The organism is Paraflavitalea speifideaquila (assembly GCF_032395985.1).
GTDB classification, from domain to species: Bacteria; Bacteroidota; Bacteroidia; order Chitinophagales; family Chitinophagaceae; genus Paraflavitalea; species Paraflavitalea speifideaquila.
On the sequence record NZ_CP135920.1, the window covers coordinates 2,923,466 to 2,942,148 of the forward strand.

Below are 18,683 nucleotides of genomic sequence, written 5' to 3' on the forward strand. Positions count from 1 at the left end.
AGAAAATGATCAAACTCTTGTTTAATGCAGTAAGTTTAATAACCAGGCTCCGGTATATGGTAGTGCTATTACTTTCAGGTTGCTGCTCAGGATACCATAATGCCGGATCCGTACAAAACCTTTTGGCAGGATGTGTAAAGCAAACCGCCTGATAAACTCTACAGCATCCAGTGCCATTTCCCGTCAAGCTTGCGGGGTATTGAAGTTGCAAATACCATTATCATAGTCTTAAATATGATGCTCCATTTAAGTCGATGATAGTGCCACTTGCAAATTCCGCATCAGGTGAGGCCAGGTAGTATACAGCTTCCGCTACTTCTTCAGCACGTGCAACCCGATTAAATCCGCTTTGCGCTTTCAATGCAGGCGCCTCAGGTCCTTCCATAAAAGGTATAGCCATGCCTGCATCCACAAAACCAGGAGCTACGGCAGACACGCTGATGCCGAGGGTTGACAGGTCTCTGGCAAGAGACCCGCTCATTGCAAACAGACCTGCTTTGGCGGCGGCATATGCCGGTTGTTCAGGTTCTCCTCTAAAAGCTGATCGTGAACCAATATTGATAATACGGCCACCGGGTTGTGGAAGGTATTTCAATGCACAATAGCTTATATTAGCCGGGCCAATAAGGTTGGTATTAATTATCTGATTCCACGCAAACTGCCATTCAATGTAAGTTGTTTTAGACGCCTGATGCAACATATATATACCTGCATTGTTTACCAGGACATCAATACCATTGAATGCCCCTGCAGTTTTTCCACAATCCGGGCAACTTCATCCGGCTCAGTCAAATTTCCCTGCACCGTGATATGACCTGCTCCAGGTAAGTTTTCAAGTACCGAAATAGCTTGTTGCTCCCCGCTAAACCAATGCACAGCCACACGGTCACCAGCCGTGGCAAAACGTCGGGCAATTGCACTACCTATTCCGCCTGAACCACCAGTTACCAGTATAGATCTGCTCATTTTTGTTTGTTTTAAGCGAATAGAAAATACCTCTATTTATCTGATCCGTCGCTCAGTTTCATCCTGCAGGGTTGCCCATAATGCTGCTACTTCTGTATCTTTTGTACCCAAACCACCAAAAGAGATCCTTATAACAGTATTCTTCCGGAATGTTGCAGCCGTAATAAACCAACGGCCGTTATTATTAACGGCTTCAATGATCATTTGTACAGATTGTTCAAATAAAGGATGTTGATGGCAAATACACACTACCGGAAGCATTGAATTATTGACCACTTTCCATTCTTTATTTTTTGCAACCTCCTCAGTAAACCAAGCCGCTTGTGTTACTGCATGGGTCATATGACGTTGTATACCAGAAAGTCCAAAAGAACGTAAAACCCACCATAGTTTCAATGAACGGAAAGCCCTTCCCAACTGCAACGAAAGGTCCATTGGTTCTTCAGCGGCATCTGTTTCCAAAAAATTCCAGTTCAGCTTAAATGCCTGTTGGAGTGCCCCTTTTCGCTTTACATATAGCGCCCCTCCATCCATACTAATAAAAAGGCTTTTGGTAGGACTTGCTACCACAGAGTCAGCCACCGAAAGGTCTCCAATTGCTTCCCGGAGCCCTGGAACAATACGCCAGAATCCACCGTATGCAGCATCGGCATGTAACCAAACATTTTCTTCCCGGCATATAACAGCCACAGAATTGATAGGATCGATTGATGCAATTGTGGTTGAGCCTATCGTGACTACAACTGCAAAGGGCATCAACCCATTGGACCGATCTGTGATAATAGTGTGTTTGAGAGCCTGAATATCCATACATTCATGGGTATCAACAGGTATCATTATTACATTATCTGTACCAATACCCAACGCGATAGCCGCTTTGGTAACAGAACTATGTGCCTGCCGTGTTGTGTATAATCTCAAGGGTGCTGAATTAGCAGTAGTCATGCCGGCAACCCTTCCGGCAGAACCTAGTACTTGTTCCCGCGCGGCGGCTAATGCGTAAAAATTTCCTAGCGAAGATCCTCCTGCCATCAGTAGGGAATCATAGGAAGGACTTAAACCGAGCATATTCCCCATCCAAATTAGTACGAGTTTTTCTAGCCTGGCTGCAGCTGGAGCTGCAGTATAATTGACAGCATTTATATTGATCGAAGCGCTTAAAAGTTCAGCTAGTATTGAGGGATAAGACGCCGTTATATTGAAAAAGCCATGAAATCCTGGGTGTTGCCAGGTGGGGTTCCCAGGGATTACAAAATTCCAGGTATCATCTGCGATTTGCAGAAAAGATTCTGGATTTGCAGGCATGGGTGCTTCAAATATTTCGTTCCACTCATTAGTCTCAAATGGCGTCCAGACTGGACGATGCTTCATAGACTCGAAGTATTCCCTTATCTTTTCGATCATGTGATGACCATATGCAGCAAAGTCCGTCGGACTCCAATCTGCCGGATCATGTTGAGAGGAGTTATACTTCTCATTTTTCGTGATCATAAAATAGGTTTAAATTAAGCGTAGAAGGTAAGATTGGATCTGCCGAATGAGATTAACTTTAAAGCAACTACACTTTCATCAATCCCAACCTATCAGATCCTGAACCCGGAAACTAAGTTAACCAAAACTAAGGTAGGACTGCTGAATTTTATTAGCACATTTAGGCATGCTGGCAAAGTAATGGACTAAAGTAGAGACAGCTTTTACAGGATCAAAGAGCTATATGAGCCAGGCGAGGAGACTGATTTGTATGAGATCAGTCGAAAGAAGCCTTTTGTCAATAAGATTTCATGGATGTTTCAGATTCATTTACGTCGTATCAGCCTCGTCGAACCTTCCGGAGAGTCCCATTCATACATATATTCTTTGCCTTTTGAATGACTTAACATTTTTCTATACTTCTCTTTTAGCAGGAAATTAATCTTTTCAAACCCGTTTTATGCTGGCATCATTGTTAACAAAATGCTGAATGGTCGAATTATTAAAGGTCAGCATTCGGCACTAATTCTGAAATAGACTTTTTGAAGGTTAATCAGATCTGGTTCATTAATTTTCAATGAATTATATTTGCAGTATGGCAAGAAAGTATCCCATTGGCTTACAATCATTTCGAGAAATCCGGGAAGGTGGATTCGTTTATGTAGATAAGACGGAAAAAATACACCGTATGGTAAATTATGGGAAGTATTATTTCTTGAGCCGGCCTCGTCGTTTTGGGAAAAGCTTATTGCTGGATACCATATCAGAACTATTCAGCGGGAGTGAAACGCTATTTAAAGGGCTTTGGATTCACGATAAATGGGATTGGGATAATAAAACGCCCGTTATCAGGATTTCATTTTCGAATATTGGTACTGGTACAATCGGATTGCAAAGCGCTATTGAAGGCGCATTACACGAAAATGCCCTCCGCTTACAGGTTAAGCTAACGGGCACTGCTTACGATCAGTTATTTAAAGAATTAATTACCAAAGCTGCCCCAAAAGGCAAGGTTGCGATCCTGATCGACGAATATGACAAACCCCTGATCGATTATCTGGATGATATTCCCAGGGGCCGAAGAAAACCGTGTTATTTTAAAAAAATTGTATTCTATACTGAAAGATGCGGATAAACACATTCGCCTCTTAATTCTTACCGGAGTAAGCAGGTTCTCAAAAGTGAGTATTTTTTCTGACCTCAATAATCTGGAAGATATTACCTTAAGTAAGCATTTCAACAATATAGCGGGAATTACCCAGCAGGAATTGGAAACAAACTTTTCGGATGAGCTTAATACATTACCCAGGGTACTCGGCATAGATAAGGTTCAATTGCTGGAAAACATTAAAAACTGGTATATTGGTTATAGTTGGGATGGAAAGGAGACGTTGTATAATCCATTTTCGTTACTCTCCTTCATGAAAGAAGAGGCTTTTAGAAACTTCTGGTTTGCCAATGGTTCTCCTTCTTTTTGGTGAACCTCCTCAAGAAGAAAAGAGAATATAATTTCGAAAACGTCCGTGAATCAGACATATCATTAGGTAGTTTTCAAATCGAGAACCCAGTTTCAGGACCCTTGTTATTTCAAACAGGCTATCTTACGATCAAAAGCTATAACCCCGATACACAATTGTATACGCTGGATTACCCGAATCGCGAAGTGAAGGTGAGCTTGCTGGATAATTTGCTCAGCGCTTACCGCGAAGTTTTTCCAGGCACTTCAATATCGGTCACTGCCGATCTCAGAGCCGCATTTGAACAAGGCGATATACACCGTATCGTCAACGAATTAAATGCCGTGATCGGAAGTGTCCCTTATGACCTCTGGCGTGCGGATACGGAGTCTATTTTTCATATTATTACCCTTCTCACGTTTAAAAATGTTGGTATAGATATCTCGGCAGAAGTACATAGCAGCAAAGGCCGCGTTGACGTTATTGTAAAAACAAAACGGTTCATCTATGTGCTTGAATTGAAACTGGACGGTTCAGCCAGTGAGGCGCTGGATCAAATTTTTGAAAAAGGATATTTACAACCTTATGCGGGAGACGAGCGTAAAAACTGGCCATAGGCGTTGCGTTCTCTTCTGAACAAAGGAACATTGCTGATCACCGCGTCAAAGAATTGTAATTGCCAGTGTAACAGTAGCCGGCTGTATTAAATACGGTATTAATTACCTGGCATTCTGGCCATATCAAAATTTCCTCATTTCGTTAATTCTTCCCATTGACGTTTGAAGTATTTCGGCTGCCAGTTCCAGGTCAATTCCGGCTTCCCTTGCAAGCGCAGTTATGTCTGGCTGCTGCCCTGCATTGATATAAGGAAGTGCAAGGGCCAGGAATCCGTTGATTTTAGACATTTCTGCCTGGCTTTCAGGAGATGTTCGTCTTTCAAATAATTGGCTGTATGGATTAAGGACTAGCAACTTTTTGAGCGTCTTTTTAATAACTAAACCCATGGGAATGTGTAAACGAATATCGGGTTCGGCGGGGATTTCCATTCCATATGCAACCAGCAGGGCCGACAGTTCCTGGTAGCCCCGGTCAGTTAGCGCAAACAGAAGGACTTTACCCGATGCTTCTTCGTAGAATGTTTCAGCGAAGTGCGGTGGCTCACCCAAATCTCATGACTTAATTTAAACACCCCTTCTGCATATTCAACGCGGAAGTCTTTTCTTAATGCCTGCACGTCGATTCCGGTATAAGTTCCTTCACCGGTCACCTGCAACACTTCATTTTCCTGCTGAGTCACCAACGGATAATTGGCGCCGCAGGCCAGGGACCATATACCTGATGGGGTTGTCGTCAACATCGGCTATCAGATCGGCCTCCGATTCAATAGCAGGATTCAACTCGGTTGCATAAAAAAAGATATCATCTGCAGAGAATCCACGGAAAGCAGTTACCGGGCCATAGGTTTGCCAGCAGGAACCATTGTAGCCTATAAGGTTGAACCATAGCAATACAGGATGATCTGATAGTATCCTTGTAACAGAGGGCGAATACAGAAGAGAAATGTCGCCCGTAAAAACATCTTCCATTTCGTAGAAATCTGAAGCCGGGTTAGCCCGGATCTCGCTGAAGCTAAACCGCCATGGATAAGCTGCCATGGTCCTGAGGAATTCCTGCTCCTCGGCATCACGGGCTTTAACAGCAGCACTATTTAGGTATTTATGTATAAGGCCGCTGGCTTTAAAAATTCGCTGACCGATGTATTGTGCTTTAATCATGCCCTTCCAATTAGACGGCATTTCCTTTTCAACATCTTTGAATCGGGAGACCCTGGACTCGAATTCACGCTCCACCTTATCCTGCCTGGCCGCATAATACACTAAAAAATCGTCTATCAACGAAGCGGAAATTTTATTAACATACTGACATCGGTTGAGTAAAAGCTTATAGTCGGACATTATAGTAGGAATTGATGCCGGCAAAGGTATTGTAATCCGATTTATATACCCCTCGCAGACTTTAAAGGTCTGTGGATAACTCCCTTTTATAGAAATGGTTGGCCTATTAATTTTGTCAATATGACAAAGCCCCATTCTGCCGAAAAATACATTCAATCACGTGCGAGAACCCTTATTATTGACCGTTGCCTGGTAAATGCCGATTGGGAAACAAGCCGGATGGCTCATGTGATTATCATTCGCAAACATACCAATGGGAACTTTACTTATGCAGGCTATTTGGTTGATCTTTTATGCCTTGGTGTAAAAGACACCTATTATGAGTTTAATATGTTTCAGGATCATTTGGAGGATTGGCTTGATACTCACAGTGAGGTAACAGAAATGATAGAGATCGAATATTCACTGGCGCATAATATCATTTTTGCCGGACATGATCTTGCAACCGAATATCATATTCCGCAGCACCCTGATTTTGTTAGCACTACCTGCTATTTACTTGAAGATGATGACGAGAAGATACCCTTGATTGAAATACATACCGGAGATGAGAATGGCCTGCCACATTTGATAGTGAGTTCAGATAATAAACAACCTGTTGCGCTTGCCCGTGTTAAGGAATATGCCGGGGAAGGTGGGTATGGCTATACCATTTTGGAGGGTGAACCCTTCAAGGAAGATGATGACGATTTTGTGGATGAGGAGGAAGGTATAGACTGCATTTTTGGAGTAAAGAGGAATGGGAATCGTTTATCAACAATCTTTCACAAGATAATTATCAACGCTTTGGTGTAGAAGTATCCTATATCAACATGTGCGCCGTTACACGTCCCGAATTAAAAAAGCGCGGATTGGATTTTCGTAAAATGGTCGAAGATGCAGGTAAAGGAGTGGATTGGGAAGAGAGTGTTGAAGATCAAACATGGCTATATGGCATGGAGGAAAAAGAAGAATTAGGAAAACTATATGAACAGCTTTTCGATAATAACAGGTCACATAAGGCACTTAAAAAGGCCATTGAAGGATTAAAGAAAGGAATCAGCCGATGGCCCCACAATCCTGTATTCAGAAATTACCTATATAATGCATATTTGTTACTAGGTGATAAAAAGGCCGCTGAAGCCGAAATGTATGAGACGGTCAACCTGTTTCCAGAATACCTTGTTGCCAAAACTATTTATGCAGAGTGGCTTTTAAAGCATGACCGCCCCGAAGAAGTGCCCGGCTTATTTAATTCGAAATGGTATCTGTCGGATCTGTATAGTGCCAGGAAGCACTTTCACATCAATGAGTTCATTCATTTTAATTCGGCCTGGCTGCTTTACTATCTTCATATCGAAGACTTTTGCATGGCTGATTTTTATGGAAGCTTGTTGGAAAGTATACCGGATAGCGCTTTAAGAGAGCTACAGTACAAATTGTTACAACTACTACAGATTAACCGGGCAATGCATGTGTTGACGTTAATTGGCATTGCCAGAAGCAACCCGGCAGAGATGGATAAATTTACTTCGTTGTTGGTGAGCAGTTCGGAATTATACATGAAGCATTTGTAGATTTGGCGAAAGTGTAAGCTTCCCTTCATTCCGGCCAATAGGCTTTTAGGATTATTATTTGAACCCTTTTGCATTTTGCCCCTCCCAGTTCGAACCCACTAGAATTTCTGTAACAATCAATTGTATTAAAGGAAAATACAGTAGTAATTCCTTAAAACTAAAAACCCTTCAAATCCAACGATTTGAAGGGTTCATTTTTTATAGTCGCCCTGCCTGTACAAATTTCGAACTTATTTTTGATGGATTTAAGACGGCTTGCAAACATAGCTATTTGATAGCCAATTGTTTGCAGGCCGTTTTCTATTGTGCATACCTAATTGTGAACCCGAAAACCGTGTGTATGAAAAAATTAATGTGTGCAGACGCAAAACAAATTGATCTGGTGGACTATCTGGCCTCATTGGGCCACTACCCCGACCATGTCAGGAACCATGATTATTGGTACTTCTCTCCGCTCCGGCAGGAAACAAGAGCATCTTTTAAGGTAAACCGACGTCTGAATGTGTGGTTCGACCAAGGCGACGGCAGAGGTCGTGACCTCATAGACTTCGGAATCCTGTACTTTAATTGTTCGGTCAGTGAGCTGCTTCAACGATCAATCCCTTTACATTGTCTTCTGTGGTGGCAAAGCCATCCAGCAGTTGAACCAGATAAAATAAAATCCGGAAACCAATAGTAGCCGGCTTTCCCCAATCTGCGATATTAAACTCACCTCCAGGCTTTAATACCCTTAGCACTTCCTTAAAGGGACGATATTTGTCCTCTGTAGTCAAATGATGAAGCATAAGACTGCTGCTTATTGCATCAAAATAATTATCTGAAAATGGAAGGTCATACGAATAACCGTTCAGCAGTTTTATCTCTGCCCGCTGTGTATTTACCTTCTTTTCAGCAATGGTCAATACCTTTGTATCGCCGTCTAACCCTGTAACTGTTGCAGCAGGAAACTTTTGTTTTAGCATTAAAGTTAATGTGGCTGTACCACACCCAATGTCCAAAACCTGTCGAGACTCTTTATTCATGAAACTTTCGAGCAAATAGGATTTCCATTTTTTCTCCCGAAGCAATTTCTCCAGCACAGTATCATAAAACCTGGTTAGCCGGTTGAACTTTAAAGCTGGTATGTAAGTTGGCACGTGTGACATAATGATAAATATTAACCAAGTGATGACATTATGCTGTCATTTTTCGTGTTTTGAAACTTTTCTTTAGCGTTCTGGAACTGATTATATAAAGTGCAAATCCGGAGATTACTGTTACCAGGCCCAATATGGAAAAAATGCGTAACAGAATATTGCTGATATTGTCCCGCGACTGGTAATCCATTGTGTGCAGCATCCATAACAAATCAAAAGCCCTCCACTTGTTATTGCGGAACTTTTGAACGGTCCCTAGTTCGCTGGCTACATACACGGTGGTAGCGGTAGGATGCTCAAATGTAACTGCATAAGCGGGTAGAGGACTTTCCCTGTATTCATGATGGCCGTTTGCCGTAGTCAGGTACTCAACAGATTTAATCTTCGCCTCACCGTTAAACCTACTGCTTGCAACTGCAATAGCTTCCTCTCTAGTCAATGCCCCGCGTAATTGTCCGGTAACAGCATCAGCCAGATGGTTCAAGGCGTGGATAGAATGTTCGCCTGTATTGTCATGGTTGACGCTTGCCAAACCTACCTGGTAGAAAGGGTTGCCAAATATTTCAATAAGTTGTATGGAAATAAATGAATCCACAGGGTGTACCCTTTTTATATTGTCCACAATAACAGTGGGTGATACTGCCACTATATCAGCAGGTAATAAAGGGGCTTTCTTCTTTTGAAAATCTCCATGCACCTCATCCATATTGCTCCAGCTAAAATAGAGGCCGCCAATTGTCCATAACAAAAACTGGATGCCTAAAATAAGCCCTAAATAGCGGTGTGATTTACGAATATAATAATGTTTACTCTTTGCCATAAGCAGTATTGGTTGACTAACAATTATTTTACTCTTAGCAGTTTGGCATTGATGGCTACCACCATGGTACTGGCGCTCATTAAGATGGCCCCCATTGCCGGGCTTAATAAGAACGTTGGATACAATACACCTGCCGCCAGTGGAATGGCCACTATGTTGTATCCCACCACCCATAACAAATTCTGAATCATTTTCCGGTAGGTGGCCTTACCAAAGGTGATCATCTGCACCACGTCTTTTGGGTCGCTGTTCACCAGTATAATATCGGCTGTTTCTGCCGCCACATCTGTACCTGAACCAATAGCAATACCTACATCTGCTTGAACCAGCGCCGGGGCATCGTTCACCCCGTCACCAGTCATAGCAACAATTTTGCCCTTGCTCTGAAACTCTTTTACTTTACTTTGCTTCTCATGTGGTAACACATTGGCCAAATAGCCATCCATATTCAGCTTTTTCGCCACAGCAGCCGCTATCTTTTCATTATCGCCGGTTAAAAGGAATGATTTTATTTTCATCGCTTTTAAATCTGCAATCGCGTCTGCAGCGGTTTCCCGTATGCTGTCCGCCAACGTAATAATACCAACCGGCTCCTTATCTATCAATACAAAATTCACAGTATCTACCGCCTGGTCAACTTCCATAGGAACAGTTGGTATTTCCCTGTTTTCCTGTTTAAAATAATTGGGACCTGCCGCCACAATGTTTTTCCATTTACCGTTCCAGTAACACCCACCCCCTGCATATAATTGAAATCCGTAGATTTCCATAGTTCCAGGTTCTTTTCCTTTAGCTTTTGCATGATGCCATGTGCAATATGGTGTTCCGAACTTTGCTGAAGAGCTGCAGCATATTGAAGAATATCATCAGCAGAAAACTGCTCGTTCAATGGAATAATCTTTTGTACTTGATGTGAACCTTTGGTTAGCGTACCAGTCTTGTCGAAAATAATAGTAGTGATATTTCGTGCATTCTCAAAAGCCGTACGGTTACGAATGAGTAGCCCATGTATCGCATATAGGGAAGTTGATATAGCTACCACCAGCGGGATTGCCACCCCCAAAGCATGTGGACAGGAGGTGACCATGACAGTCACCATCCGTTCCAGCGCAAAAGACAATTCCCGTCCACGCCCCAACCATGTGATAAAAGTAATAATGCCTACACTGATGGAAACAATGATTAGCCACATGGCTACCTTGCCAGCCAGGTTCTGTGTTTTGGATTTAGCGCTCTGGGCTGACTGTACCATGTTAATTACTTTGTTGAGGTAGCTATCATTACCAGCGCCGGTAACCTGTACCTTTAAAACACCATCACCATTTACAGAGCCGCCAATCACTTTAGCGCCTTTCTCTTTTTTACCGGCACACTCTCTCCCGTAAGCATACTTTCATTGAGATAAGAACTGCCTTCCAGTATCAAGCCATCCGCAGGCACTTTTTCGCCAGGTTTTACCACGATTACATCGCTATTTTGTAATTCCCGCAAAGAAATGTCTTTTATTTCTCCATTCCACTCCACATGCACCACTGCTGGCAATAATGCCACCAGTGACTCCAGCGCACGGGAAGCAGCCATCTGCGATTTCATCTCCAGCCAGTGACCAAGTAGCATAATATCAATCAGGGGGCCAGCTCCCAAAAGAAGTCCATACCCTTTAGTCCGAATACCACAGTTACGCTGTATATGTAGGCAGTGGTAATGGCTACCGCCACCAATGTCATCATGCCGGGATTCCGGTGTTTTAGTTCCCGTATCAGGCCTGTAAGAAAGGGCCAGCCACCATCCCCTAAATGAAGCTACTAAGTGCAAGCAGCAAATATTTGTCACCAGCAAAAGATAGTTTAAACCCTATCCACTGCCGTATCATGTGCGACAGCAGCAGGACAGGAATGGTAAGCGCCAGGCATAGCCAGAAACCTTTTAGAAAATCTGCGGTATGATGCCCGGCATGTTCGTCTTGACCATTATGTTCGTCCTCTTGTTTATGATGTGCATGTTCCAACGTTTGCATAGCAGCATGGTCATGACCTTTATGCTCCTGATGGCCGTGGTGATGGTTATGCTGATTTTCCATGTGTGAAGTTTTTATTGTTTAATCACAATGCCGTTAGGCTTTTGCCCACAGTCAAATCCTTTATTTTGGAATGATCAGACACTTTTATAACTGAAACGCTTGCTGCCAACTGATTAGTTACATAAGCCGTGCAAGCTCAATGCTGTCTGAAACCGTATTGGTGGATAGGTTAATAACAGAAATACTGCTACTTTCACCATTCACCACATAGGCGGCTGGATAATCAATATTCTTTTCTCCCATGTTCATGTCATCATTTTTTGACCTGCTGCAGGATAATGCAGTAATTGCTCCAAGGCCGATAACAGCTTTTTACAGTTAAATTAAGGGTGGTTCTCATAAAAGTTATAGTTTAAGTTTAATAGACTAATGTTAATCCAGCCCCCACACCCATATCGCTATCAAAATGAGTAGAGGTTAAAGTATTTGGTGACGATATACCTGAAACCGAACATATATTCCTTATCAGTATTGGCCGAAAAATTGAATCGTAAACGTTTTGATATGGGTATATCTTCTCTTTTTAGCTGGAAACGAAATTTGCCTTCACTGTCAACAGATCCATCAGCTATAATGAGCATAGGAAGTGTATATTCAACGCCTGCATGGATAACCTGCCGGAAATTTTTTGTATTGGTTTGTCCGAATAAATTTTTCTTTGGAGCCAGTAACTGTCCGAACAAGTTTTTCTCAAACGGATCATCTAAGGTCCGGTTACGGAAATCCCAACCAATATAAGGAAACAGCCATTGCATTTTTCCGAAATACCTTCCAAAATGGCTTTCGCTTTCATAACCGTGGTGTGCTTTCAAGCCAACACGCCATTCAGTCTGCAGGCGGTATCGGGTATTCATAAACATCAGTTCACCGTCACTGCCGTTACTTTCAAACCTATTCTTGCCATCGGGTGTATCATCCGGTCATCAGCAAATAATTTCCGCTGTGCCAGTTTGGGGTTGGGTATTTCCGGGTTTGGCAGATTGTTATCATACCTGAAAATCCGGCCCATACCACTCATCATGTGGTACAAAATATGACAATGGAAAAACCAGTCACCACCTGGCTCTGTAGCGGCAAACTCTATGGTATCCCGTTCCATGGGCATCATGTCTATGATATTCTTCATGGGTGCATTGTCTCCCTGCCCATTCAGTACCCTGAAATCATGACCGTGCAGGTGCATGGGATGGCGCATCATACTATTGTTATAGAGAATAAGTCTTACGTTTTCTCCCTTTTTAATGAGAATCCTGTCACTTTCTGAAACCACTTTATTATCCAGGCTCCAAACATAGCGGTTCATATTCCCGGTAAGGGTAAAATGTAGTTCTCTTAATGGGCCTGACGGTAAAGTGGTTTTACCGGGGCACGCAGCATTTCATAATTCAGGGTTACAATATCGGGCGTTTCCGATGTCATATTCATTCCCTGCATATCATCTTTACCGGACATTGACATATTGTGCATATCATGCCCTTGTGTAGTACCTTTCTTTTTCTCTTTTTGGGTGGTTCTTCACCGGTTATTTCAGGATACATCACCGTATTCATATCCATTATCTGGTTGCGCATTTCCATTCCTTCCATCGGTATTAAATCACCTTTCATGTCCATCATGTCATTCATCATCTTCATACCTGCAAAGTATTTGAGCCTGGGCAGCTTTTGGGCCGGCACTTTTTCGCCGCTGCCAAGCCATAATGAAGCTGATTTGGTGCGGTCTTCCGGTGTTACTAAAAATTCATAACTCTTGTTATCAGGGATAGTAACCACTACATCATAGGTTTCAGATACTGCAATAATTAGTCTATCTACTTCAACAGGCTCCACATCGTTTCCATCTGTAGCAACTACTGTTATTTTCCCGCCTGAATAAGTAAGCCAGAAGTAGTCAGAAGCACCGCCGTTAGCTATTCGCAACCTTACTTTATCGCCTACTTTAAATTGTGGTTGTTCGTTTTTATTTTTCCATTTATTAAAAATTTATCATAGAATACATCGCTTACATCCATTGCCGTCATGCGCTTCCATTCATTGGTAACCTTTGTTTTAAAATGGCCTGTTCTTATAGCCTCTGCATAACTTTGAGTAGCCCCTTTCTTTATAGCGAACCAATCGGTAGCGGCGTGCAGGCTACGTTGCACTTCTCCGGGTTTCATGTCTATCCACTCACTTAACACAACAGGGAGTGTGGGAATATCCCACTCTTTTCTTTTATTCATGATAAAAGCACCATACATACCTATTTGTTCCTGCAAGCCGGAATGACTATGGTACCAATGGGTGCCATGTTGAACAATAGGGAATTTATACAAATAAGTAGCGTGCGGTTTTATGGGCATCTGGGTTAGATTGGGTACCCCATCCATTCTATTGGGTAGAAATAACCCATGCCAGTGTAAAGCTGTTTCTTCGTTTAAATTATTGTGAACATAAATCTCCGCGGTGTCACCTTCGGTAAAAGTGAGTGTTGGCATGGGGATTTGTCCATTCACCGCAATAGCACTTTTTGTTTTTCCCGAAAAATTCACCATTGTATCAGCAATATATAAGTCATACCGTACAGTGTGTGGCGGTGTAGTAGTTACAATTGTTTTTACAGGTCCTAAATTCGCTTTTGCTGTCTTTATATTCTCCGTAAGTGTACCGTTATCCCCCATATTCATGCCGTTCATATTATCCATTTGTTTAGAACTGTCTTTCATGGGCATTTGCATGCTATCATGGGCTGGATGATGGGTAGGAGGCAATACTTTTGTTTCTTCCTTTACCAGCCTCATACCGCATTTAGGACAATTACCCGGTTTGGAAGTATGAATTTCCGGGTGCATTAAACAGGTATAAGTGATGGGTTGCCCCGGGTTGTTATTTTCCCTTACAGGCATTTGCATAGTGTCCTTATCACCCATATTCATGGGCATCGGTTTGAGGTGTCTTTAGACATCTGCATTTTATGCTGATTGGGTTGCTTTACAGATCCCTTCACTTTTTCCCTACCAGCTTCATCCCGCATGTAGGGCAATTGCCGGGTTTACTCATTTGCACCTCTGGATGCATTACACAAGTATATACAACAGTCTGTTCCTGCTTCTTACTTCCCTGTTGCGCCCATATAAATGGGCTCATAAAAAGCAATATAATTACTATTAATAGTTTTTGCATGGCTATTTTTTATTGGCAACATTGTTTCTTCCGGACAAAAACGGCTTTCACTATCCGCAGGACAATTTTTGCAATACGTTTGAACATTGTTTTAATTTTTTGCAGTAAGGCTGTCTTTTGTTTTCCTGGCCCAATCCATAATTAATGTTTTATCTGTATTGGTCAACCTCGCATTCTTTCCAATATGTTCTGCATGCTCCCTGGCATCATCTTCCACATCTTCGTAAGTTTTCTTTTGTTCGGCAGTTAATGCAGATTTATCCACCTTCTGAAAGGCTGCTACCATTGCATTACCTGCTGTGGCGGCATCATTCCCTTTGTCATCTGCCAGCGCATTCTTCAACTGCAGGTAACCTGCAATGATTTCCTTAACAGGAGAGGTTGTTTTCGCCTCTGCAGCCGTTGGTAGAGTGCTTTTACTTTCCGGATTTGTTGCTGCGCTATCGTTACTGACCTTAGATTGATTATTACTGTTGCTATTGCAAGCTGTAAAGATGGCTATACCAAAAGCTGCGGACAAAATAAGATATTTCATTTTTATTTTTTTGTGGTGAGTAACTGAATTGCAGAAGCTATGTAAGTTCAGCATCCATAGCTTCTGCGGAGATTTTAAAAGGAATTATTTTATGGTATCATTTATCTTACCACAGGTAAGCATTTGATTGCCGAAGTAGGGATTTTTATAGCCGCGTCACTGCTTAACCAGTATGCCTTTTCATAGGGCAATAATCCTGGTAAATTACCTGATCAGACAATTTCACTGCTTTGGCCAACTTGTAAAAGTTGGTAGAAAATGATTGGAAATGTTCCCTCTGATGGCCAATTTCTTTGGTTTCAGCAATATGCTTGGCATCAAAAGCCAGTTTCTCCTGCAAAGGCATAAAGGCATTCATATCCGCTTCCGAAAGGGTTTTCATATCAATACCATTGACGGCCTTCACAAACTCCTCCGCTTGGGTGGCCGCGTTAGCAGCATTACCACTTACCAAAGCATTTTTAATGTTATAATATAAGGTAAGTAATTGCGATAAGGCAGGAGTTTGAGTATCGGCAGCCATAAATATTACCTGACTGGATGGGTTATAGTAATCTGCCTTTGCGGTAAATGAAAGGGTAACCGCGATTATTGCTGAAATAATGAACGTTTTCATCTTAGTAGATTTAATTATTTGCATAAATGGAAATACCACATAATCCAAAGCCCCTGAAGGCATTGAAATATATAATTAGCAGAAGGTTTAACCTACCTGTTCACTGCAAAAATCAAATCTGGAAGGACTGAATGGACACACGTATCCCACGAGAACTTTCAACATAAGGTCGGACTACCTGCAATTGCCTTGTTCTTTGGGTAAAAGGGGATATATAAGATTGGTAAAGAAAATGAAAATATACTAATATAGCAGGCGCTTCTATACTTGTATTTACCGCATGGGCCAGTAGTTTGTCTAACTGCGTAAACCTGATAACATCATTATTACAGCAATTATCGTCTGTGGCTGATTTTTTAGCATTGTCCGCCTCTTCATGATGATTGTGATGCAGTGTTACACCTTCGTCATGGCGGTGGGTTATGTTTGCGGCAATCGGATCATCATGGTGATGATGCTTTGTATTAAACCCCATATCCAGGCCAACAGCACAGGCAAACCCCACTAGCGTATTTAAGACAAACACCGCCAGCAGAAAGAATGCTTTTAATCGTATGGCCCTGTTTCTTTTCATTGTAATTCAATGCAAAGGTAAAACTATTTAAACCAACAAAAAAAAGTTCAATTTTTTTTTCGGAATTTCACCCTAAAGGTAGTTCTGTACCCCTTTAAGCCGGTTATATAATCATAGGAAAAATTTATAAAATTTCAGGCGTTATGCCGATTTGGCAATCTTTTCCATTATATGATGGCTGTCGCCAAACTTGCACAACGCATCGCAATGTTGCCGTAAATCCGAAAACAGGATATATTTGATAGGTACATTATTTTGCCTGATTGCCGGACGGGACAGTTGCAATACAACGTCTTTTTCCCGGTTATCTGGTACTATTAAGTAAAATACTTCATCACCATCAGCAATAGTATAACTTAAATCAGACAACCGCAGGATGCCTGAATAAATGCTGGTACTTTTCTCTACTTCAAAAGCGGCAATCACATTATTGGTGCCTTTTTGAAACCATACAACATCAATAAGCTGAATAGTTGTTAATACTTCCCTGTCACATTTCATAACGGGAAATGTAGGTAGGCTCATAAAAGAGAAACTTTGCCCGTGGCAACTTTTGGAACGATCATTGGCAGCAGCAATAACATCATAGCCCAGGGCGTTGCCAATCTTTAACAAATGGTACTGCATCAGAGTATGTAAATTTTCTTCTTCTTTTTCCTCCTGCACAATTTTGTGTCGTTTTTCTATTACTTTTTCGAGTTTCTTTCTATCTTCTTCAGAGAGGTATTCATCTGTTCCGAGTATCAATTTTTGTGCGCCAATTTCAAATAGTAATCCGGCTATCGCACCCAAATCACCTGATAATTCGGTACGGTGTTGGCTGTTAGCATCTATCAATACTTCCCGCAGTTTTAGATATTCACTCCAACTACCGAGCTTCTTTTTGTCTTTGAACAAATAGTTGAACCCATTGATGATGGCGGTATTAAAAGGAGGAATGATAGTGGGATGCAGGAAATAAAGAATACTGGCCACCGCAGGTCCAAGACCTTTAATTTTTAGACTGTCTAACTGGAGGATCTCACGTATAAGCTGTTCTTCAGATTTTGCATTCAGGCAGTTTTCTAAAAACTGGCCAAATGCTTGTTTATTGGCATCCTGTTCATAAATATCCGGGATACGAAGTTTAGGTTTCCAGTAAAACGGATGGGCTGCACCTTCAAATACTTGCTTTTGTTCAGTAATACAGGTGAGCACAAATTCCAGGGAAGATCCTTTAAAGTCATTGGGGAAGCGCTTGCACTTAATATCATCAATAACCTGCATTACGCCGCGCCGTATGGAACGAAAGGCTTTAAGCCGTTCTTCATTGTTGATAAACCAGGTGTTGTACACGGATTCGCTATCTTCTTTATATTGCCGGATAACAGGGGTAAGGGTATTTTTCATACCATAAATTTATTGTAGTCTGCATAAAAATAGCCACCGTATGGTGGCTTTATTATAATATCAGGGACTTGCTACTTTTTCTTTTCACCTGCCAGCTTTTCCAGTAAAACAATCTTCTCATCTTTTTCCTTTAGAAGTAGTTCGTACAACTTCTTATTTTCATCTAACGCTTCAATCCATTTATCTACGGGATTAAAGGTAAGGGTGCAATTGTTGTTTATTGAACCGGCATTGTCATGCAATGTGCTCGATATAATATTAATAGCCGCTTCTTCACTGAAGTTCTTTATGGCATCGACTGGAACCTTCAGGATTTTAGCCACTTGTTCTAAAATATCCGGTTCTATAGTTTCTTTTTGTCCTACTATGGAAACTTTTTTTTGCGTCCAATCTTCGCCCAACTCATAGGCTAGAGCTTCCTGCTTAATCCCTAACATTTCCCTAAAACGCTTTACGTTCCTTCCTTCGTGTACTTTATTCGGCATATCAGTATTTATCATGGTACAAATTTAACCTTTTTAGGCAAGTGGTAATATACGCAAATTTTGGATATAATACTGCTAAACTATGCCATTATTACTCTAGAATATACTTTTAATTAATTGAATATAAGGTCATTATGCTGTTATCTTCGGGAGTAATATAAATTATACTACATGGCAACCCATAAGAACACCAGGACACAGGGTATCGGGTTACGCAGTTCATCCGAGCCCTACACCATCCACTTGGAGAATGAGCCCTACATATTAAGCCAGGATGTGTTGACAAGGCAGGTGGATGAACGCCTTCAAAGAAAGAGGGAATGGTTTTATCCCAAACTAAAATTTCTTTCCATGGAAGATACTACTTTAAAAACGGCTTACTTGCCGGGATGTATCCCACGAAATGACCGTCAGCATTGAACCGGATAAGCTGCATATTGCCTGTAGCTGCAATCAGCCCGTTGAAACGCCATGCCTACATAC

At 41.8% G+C, this 18,683-nt stretch carries 26 protein-coding genes and 2 pseudogenes; 6 read left to right on the top strand and 22 right to left on the bottom strand.

Going from position 1 to position 18,683, the window contains the following annotated elements:
* Window positions 1–60: 60 nt before the first annotated feature.
* The 3 genes and pseudogenes from RS881_RS20015 to RS881_RS20030 form a co-directional block, all read right to left on the bottom strand.
* Window positions 61–171: pseudogene (locus RS881_RS20015) on the bottom strand (transposase); the annotation flags it as partial.
* Window positions 172–220: 49 nt separating this feature from the next.
* Window positions 221–966, bottom strand: a pseudogene (locus RS881_RS59725) (SDR family NAD(P)-dependent oxidoreductase).
* A 36-nt stretch (window positions 967–1,002) separates the two neighbouring features.
* Window positions 1,003–2,457 carry a pyridoxal phosphate-dependent decarboxylase family protein gene (locus RS881_RS20030; RefSeq protein WP_315822690.1) on the bottom strand — a complete coding sequence of 485 codons (1,455 nt, stop codon included), beginning with the start codon at window positions 2,455–2,457 and terminating at the stop codon, window positions 1,003–1,005.
* A 574-nt stretch (window positions 2,458–3,031) separates the two neighbouring features.
* Between RS881_RS20030 and RS881_RS20035 the strand changes: the two genes are divergently transcribed.
* From RS881_RS20035 to RS881_RS20045, 3 genes are read left to right on the top strand one after another with little or no spacing between them, the layout of a single operon-like run.
* Window positions 3,032–3,571 carry an AAA family ATPase gene (locus tag RS881_RS20035; RefSeq protein WP_315822691.1) on the top strand — a complete coding sequence of 180 codons (540 nt, stop codon included), beginning with the start codon at window positions 3,032–3,034 and terminating at the stop codon, window positions 3,569–3,571.
* A gap of 46 nt (window positions 3,572–3,617) precedes the next feature.
* Window positions 3,618–3,917 (top strand): P-loop NTPase family protein, encoded by a 300-nt coding sequence (locus RS881_RS20040; protein WP_484557654.1) that lies wholly within the window; start codon window positions 3,618–3,620, stop codon window positions 3,915–3,917.
* Window positions 3,914–4,510, top strand: a complete 597-nt coding sequence (locus RS881_RS20045) for a PD-(D/E)XK nuclease domain-containing protein (RefSeq protein WP_315824549.1) — start codon at window positions 3,914–3,916, stop codon at window positions 4,508–4,510. The genes RS881_RS20040 and RS881_RS20045 overlap by 4 nt, the downstream gene beginning before the upstream one ends.
* A gap of 123 nt (window positions 4,511–4,633) precedes the next feature.
* On the opposite strand, the gene RS881_RS20050 is transcribed toward RS881_RS20045, so the two are convergent.
* Both RS881_RS20050 and RS881_RS20055 read right to left on the bottom strand, forming a co-directional pair.
* Window positions 4,634–5,059 carry a hypothetical protein gene (locus tag RS881_RS20050; RefSeq protein ID WP_315822693.1) on the bottom strand — a complete coding sequence of 142 codons (426 nt, stop codon included), beginning with the start codon at window positions 5,057–5,059 and terminating at the stop codon, window positions 4,634–4,636.
* A 111-nt stretch (window positions 5,060–5,170) separates the two neighbouring features.
* Window positions 5,171–5,788 carry a hypothetical protein gene (locus RS881_RS20055; protein WP_315822694.1) on the bottom strand — a complete coding sequence of 206 codons (618 nt, stop codon included), beginning with the start codon at window positions 5,786–5,788 and terminating at the stop codon, window positions 5,171–5,173.
* Window positions 5,789–5,968: 180 nt separating this feature from the next.
* Between RS881_RS20055 and RS881_RS20060 the strand changes: the two genes are divergently transcribed.
* Window positions 5,969–6,643 (top strand): hypothetical protein, encoded by a 675-nt coding sequence (locus RS881_RS20060; RefSeq protein WP_315822695.1) that lies wholly within the window; start codon window positions 5,969–5,971, stop codon window positions 6,641–6,643.
* Between the two features lie 56 nt (window positions 6,644–6,699).
* The gene (locus tag RS881_RS20065) at window positions 6,700–7,404 is read left to right on the top strand and encodes a tetratricopeptide repeat protein (protein ID WP_315822696.1); all 705 of its coding nucleotides are present in this window, start codon (window positions 6,700–6,702) and stop codon (window positions 7,402–7,404) included.
* 575 nt (window positions 7,405–7,979) lie between these two features.
* On the opposite strand, the gene RS881_RS20070 is transcribed toward RS881_RS20065, so the two are convergent.
* The 17 genes from RS881_RS20070 to RS881_RS20145 form a co-directional block, all read right to left on the bottom strand.
* On the bottom strand, window positions 7,980–8,483 hold the full coding sequence (locus RS881_RS20070) for a class I SAM-dependent methyltransferase (protein ID WP_315822697.1): 504 nt from the start codon (window positions 8,481–8,483) through the stop codon (window positions 7,980–7,982).
* A 94-nt stretch (window positions 8,484–8,577) separates the two neighbouring features.
* Complete coding sequence (locus RS881_RS20075; RefSeq protein WP_315822698.1) at window positions 8,578–9,360, bottom strand: hypothetical protein; 783 nt, start codon at window positions 9,358–9,360, stop codon at window positions 8,578–8,580.
* A gap of 23 nt (window positions 9,361–9,383) precedes the next feature.
* Window positions 9,384–10,004: an HAD-IC family P-type ATPase gene (locus RS881_RS20080; protein ID WP_350340149.1), complete on the bottom strand. Its 621-nt coding sequence runs from the start codon at window positions 10,002–10,004 to the stop codon at window positions 9,384–9,386.
* The gene (locus tag RS881_RS62290; protein ID WP_484557627.1) at window positions 9,983–10,702 is read right to left on the bottom strand and encodes an HAD-IC family P-type ATPase; all 720 of its coding nucleotides are present in this window, start codon (window positions 10,700–10,702) and stop codon (window positions 9,983–9,985) included. Before RS881_RS62290 ends, RS881_RS20080 begins: the two co-directional genes overlap by 22 nt.
* Window positions 10,699–10,953, bottom strand: coding sequence for a P-type ATPase actuator domain-containing protein (locus RS881_RS62295; RefSeq protein WP_315822700.1), 255 nt, complete (start codon window positions 10,951–10,953; stop codon window positions 10,699–10,701). Before RS881_RS62295 ends, RS881_RS62290 begins: the two co-directional genes overlap by 4 nt.
* Window positions 10,954–11,152: 199 nt before the next feature.
* Complete coding sequence (locus tag RS881_RS20095) at window positions 11,153–11,440, bottom strand: hypothetical protein (RefSeq protein ID WP_315822701.1); 288 nt, start codon at window positions 11,438–11,440, stop codon at window positions 11,153–11,155.
* 117 nt (window positions 11,441–11,557) lie between these two features.
* The gene (locus RS881_RS20100) at window positions 11,558–11,689 is read right to left on the bottom strand and encodes a hypothetical protein (RefSeq protein WP_315822702.1); all 132 of its coding nucleotides are present in this window, start codon (window positions 11,687–11,689) and stop codon (window positions 11,558–11,560) included.
* Between the two features lie 152 nt (window positions 11,690–11,841).
* Complete coding sequence (locus RS881_RS20105) at window positions 11,842–12,294, bottom strand: hypothetical protein (RefSeq protein ID WP_315822703.1); 453 nt, start codon at window positions 12,292–12,294, stop codon at window positions 11,842–11,844.
* Window positions 12,295–12,299: 5 nt separating this feature from the next.
* Window positions 12,300–12,743 (bottom strand): multicopper oxidase domain-containing protein, encoded by a 444-nt coding sequence (locus tag RS881_RS20110; RefSeq protein ID WP_315822704.1) that lies wholly within the window; start codon window positions 12,741–12,743, stop codon window positions 12,300–12,302.
* Window positions 12,744–12,861: 118 nt separating this feature from the next.
* Window positions 12,862–13,359 (bottom strand): cupredoxin domain-containing protein, encoded by a 498-nt coding sequence (locus RS881_RS20115; protein WP_315822705.1) that lies wholly within the window; start codon window positions 13,357–13,359, stop codon window positions 12,862–12,864.
* Window positions 13,360–13,373: 14 nt separating this feature from the next.
* Entirely contained in the window at window positions 13,374–14,354 is a 981-nt protein-coding gene (locus RS881_RS20120) for a multicopper oxidase domain-containing protein (RefSeq protein ID WP_315822706.1), read from the bottom strand.
* Between the two features lie 67 nt (window positions 14,355–14,421).
* The gene (locus RS881_RS59740) at window positions 14,422–14,601 is read right to left on the bottom strand and encodes a heavy metal-binding domain-containing protein (protein ID WP_350340150.1); all 180 of its coding nucleotides are present in this window, start codon (window positions 14,599–14,601) and stop codon (window positions 14,422–14,424) included.
* Between the two features lie 91 nt (window positions 14,602–14,692).
* Window positions 14,693–15,190 carry a DUF3347 domain-containing protein gene (locus tag RS881_RS20125; RefSeq protein ID WP_315822707.1) on the bottom strand — a complete coding sequence of 166 codons (498 nt, stop codon included), beginning with the start codon at window positions 15,188–15,190 and terminating at the stop codon, window positions 14,693–14,695.
* Window positions 15,191–15,299: 109 nt separating this feature from the next.
* Window positions 15,300–15,752 carry a DUF3347 domain-containing protein gene (locus tag RS881_RS20130; protein ID WP_315822708.1) on the bottom strand — a complete coding sequence of 151 codons (453 nt, stop codon included), beginning with the start codon at window positions 15,750–15,752 and terminating at the stop codon, window positions 15,300–15,302.
* A 112-nt stretch (window positions 15,753–15,864) separates the two neighbouring features.
* Window positions 15,865–16,326: a hypothetical protein gene (locus RS881_RS20135; RefSeq protein WP_315822709.1), complete on the bottom strand. Its 462-nt coding sequence runs from the start codon at window positions 16,324–16,326 to the stop codon at window positions 15,865–15,867.
* 141 nt (window positions 16,327–16,467) lie between these two features.
* Entirely contained in the window at window positions 16,468–17,592 is a 1,125-nt protein-coding gene (locus RS881_RS20140; RefSeq protein WP_315822710.1) for a type II restriction enzyme NmeDI-related protein, read from the bottom strand.
* 194 nt (window positions 17,593–17,786) lie between these two features.
* A complete protein-coding gene (locus RS881_RS20145; RefSeq protein WP_315822711.1) occupies window positions 17,787–18,215 on the bottom strand; it encodes a helix-turn-helix domain-containing protein in 429 nt (142 codons plus the stop codon).
* 156 nt (window positions 18,216–18,371) lie between these two features.
* On the opposite strand from RS881_RS20145, the gene RS881_RS20150 reads away from it, so the two are divergent.
* Window positions 18,372–18,620 carry a hypothetical protein gene (locus tag RS881_RS20150; protein WP_315822712.1) on the top strand — a complete coding sequence of 83 codons (249 nt, stop codon included), beginning with the start codon at window positions 18,372–18,374 and terminating at the stop codon, window positions 18,618–18,620.
* Window positions 18,621–18,683: the final 63 nt, after the last annotated feature.

What these genes read in the sequence shown, in the direction of transcription:
- RS881_RS20030 (WP_315822690.1), bottom strand. Translation starts at nt 2,457, where the DNA reads ATGATCACGAAAAATGAGAAGTATAACTCCTCTCAACATGATCCGGCA.
- RS881_RS20035 (WP_315822691.1), top strand. Translation starts at nt 3,032, where the DNA reads ATGGCAAGAAAGTATCCCATTGGCTTACAATCATTTCGAGAAATCCGG.
- RS881_RS20060 (WP_315822695.1), top strand. Translation starts at nt 5,969, where the DNA reads ATGACAAAGCCCCATTCTGCCGAAAAATACATTCAATCACGTGCGAGA.
- RS881_RS20075 (WP_315822698.1), bottom strand. Translation starts at nt 9,360, where the DNA reads ATGGCAAAGAGTAAACATTATTATATTCGTAAATCACACCGCTATTTA.
- RS881_RS20080 (WP_350340149.1), bottom strand. Translation starts at nt 10,004, where the DNA reads ATGGAAGTTGACCAGGCGGTAGATACTGTGAATTTTGTATTGATAGAT.
- RS881_RS62295 (WP_315822700.1), bottom strand. Translation starts at nt 10,953, where the DNA reads ATGAAATCGCAGATGGCTGCTTCCCGTGCGCTGGAGTCACTGGTGGCA.
- RS881_RS20095 (WP_315822701.1), bottom strand. Translation starts at nt 11,440, where the DNA reads ATGGAAAATCAGCATAACCATCACCACGGCCATCAGGAGCATAAAGGT.
- RS881_RS20100 (WP_315822702.1), bottom strand. Translation starts at nt 11,689, where the DNA reads ATGAACATGGGAGAAAAGAATATTGATTATCCAGCCGCCTATGTGGTG.
- RS881_RS20105 (WP_315822703.1), bottom strand. Translation starts at nt 12,294, where the DNA reads ATGAATACCCGATACCGCCTGCAGACTGAATGGCGTGTTGGCTTGAAA.
- RS881_RS20110 (WP_315822704.1), bottom strand. Translation starts at nt 12,743, where the DNA reads ATGAACCGCTATGTTTGGAGCCTGGATAATAAAGTGGTTTCAGAAAGT.
- RS881_RS20120 (WP_315822706.1), bottom strand. Translation starts at nt 14,354, where the DNA reads ATGAATATGGGTGATAAGGACACTATGCAAATGCCTGTAAGGGAAAAT.
- RS881_RS59740 (WP_350340150.1), bottom strand. Translation starts at nt 14,601, where the DNA reads ATGCAAAAACTATTAATAGTAATTATATTGCTTTTTATGAGCCCATTT.
- RS881_RS20125 (WP_315822707.1), bottom strand. Translation starts at nt 15,190, where the DNA reads ATGCTGAACTTACATAGCTTCTGCAATTCAGTTACTCACCACAAAAAA.
- RS881_RS20130 (WP_315822708.1), bottom strand. Translation starts at nt 15,752, where the DNA reads ATGAAAACGTTCATTATTTCAGCAATAATCGCGGTTACCCTTTCATTT.
- RS881_RS20135 (WP_315822709.1), bottom strand. Translation starts at nt 16,326, where the DNA reads ATGAAAAGAAACAGGGCCATACGATTAAAAGCATTCTTTCTGCTGGCG.
- RS881_RS20140 (WP_315822710.1), bottom strand. Translation starts at nt 17,592, where the DNA reads ATGCAGGTTATTGATGATATTAAGTGCAAGCGCTTCCCCAATGACTTT.
- RS881_RS20145 (WP_315822711.1), bottom strand. Translation starts at nt 18,215, where the DNA reads ATGATAAATACTGATATGCCGAATAAAGTACACGAAGGAAGGAACGTA.
- RS881_RS20150 (WP_315822712.1), top strand. Translation starts at nt 18,372, where the DNA reads ATGGCAACCCATAAGAACACCAGGACACAGGGTATCGGGTTACGCAGT.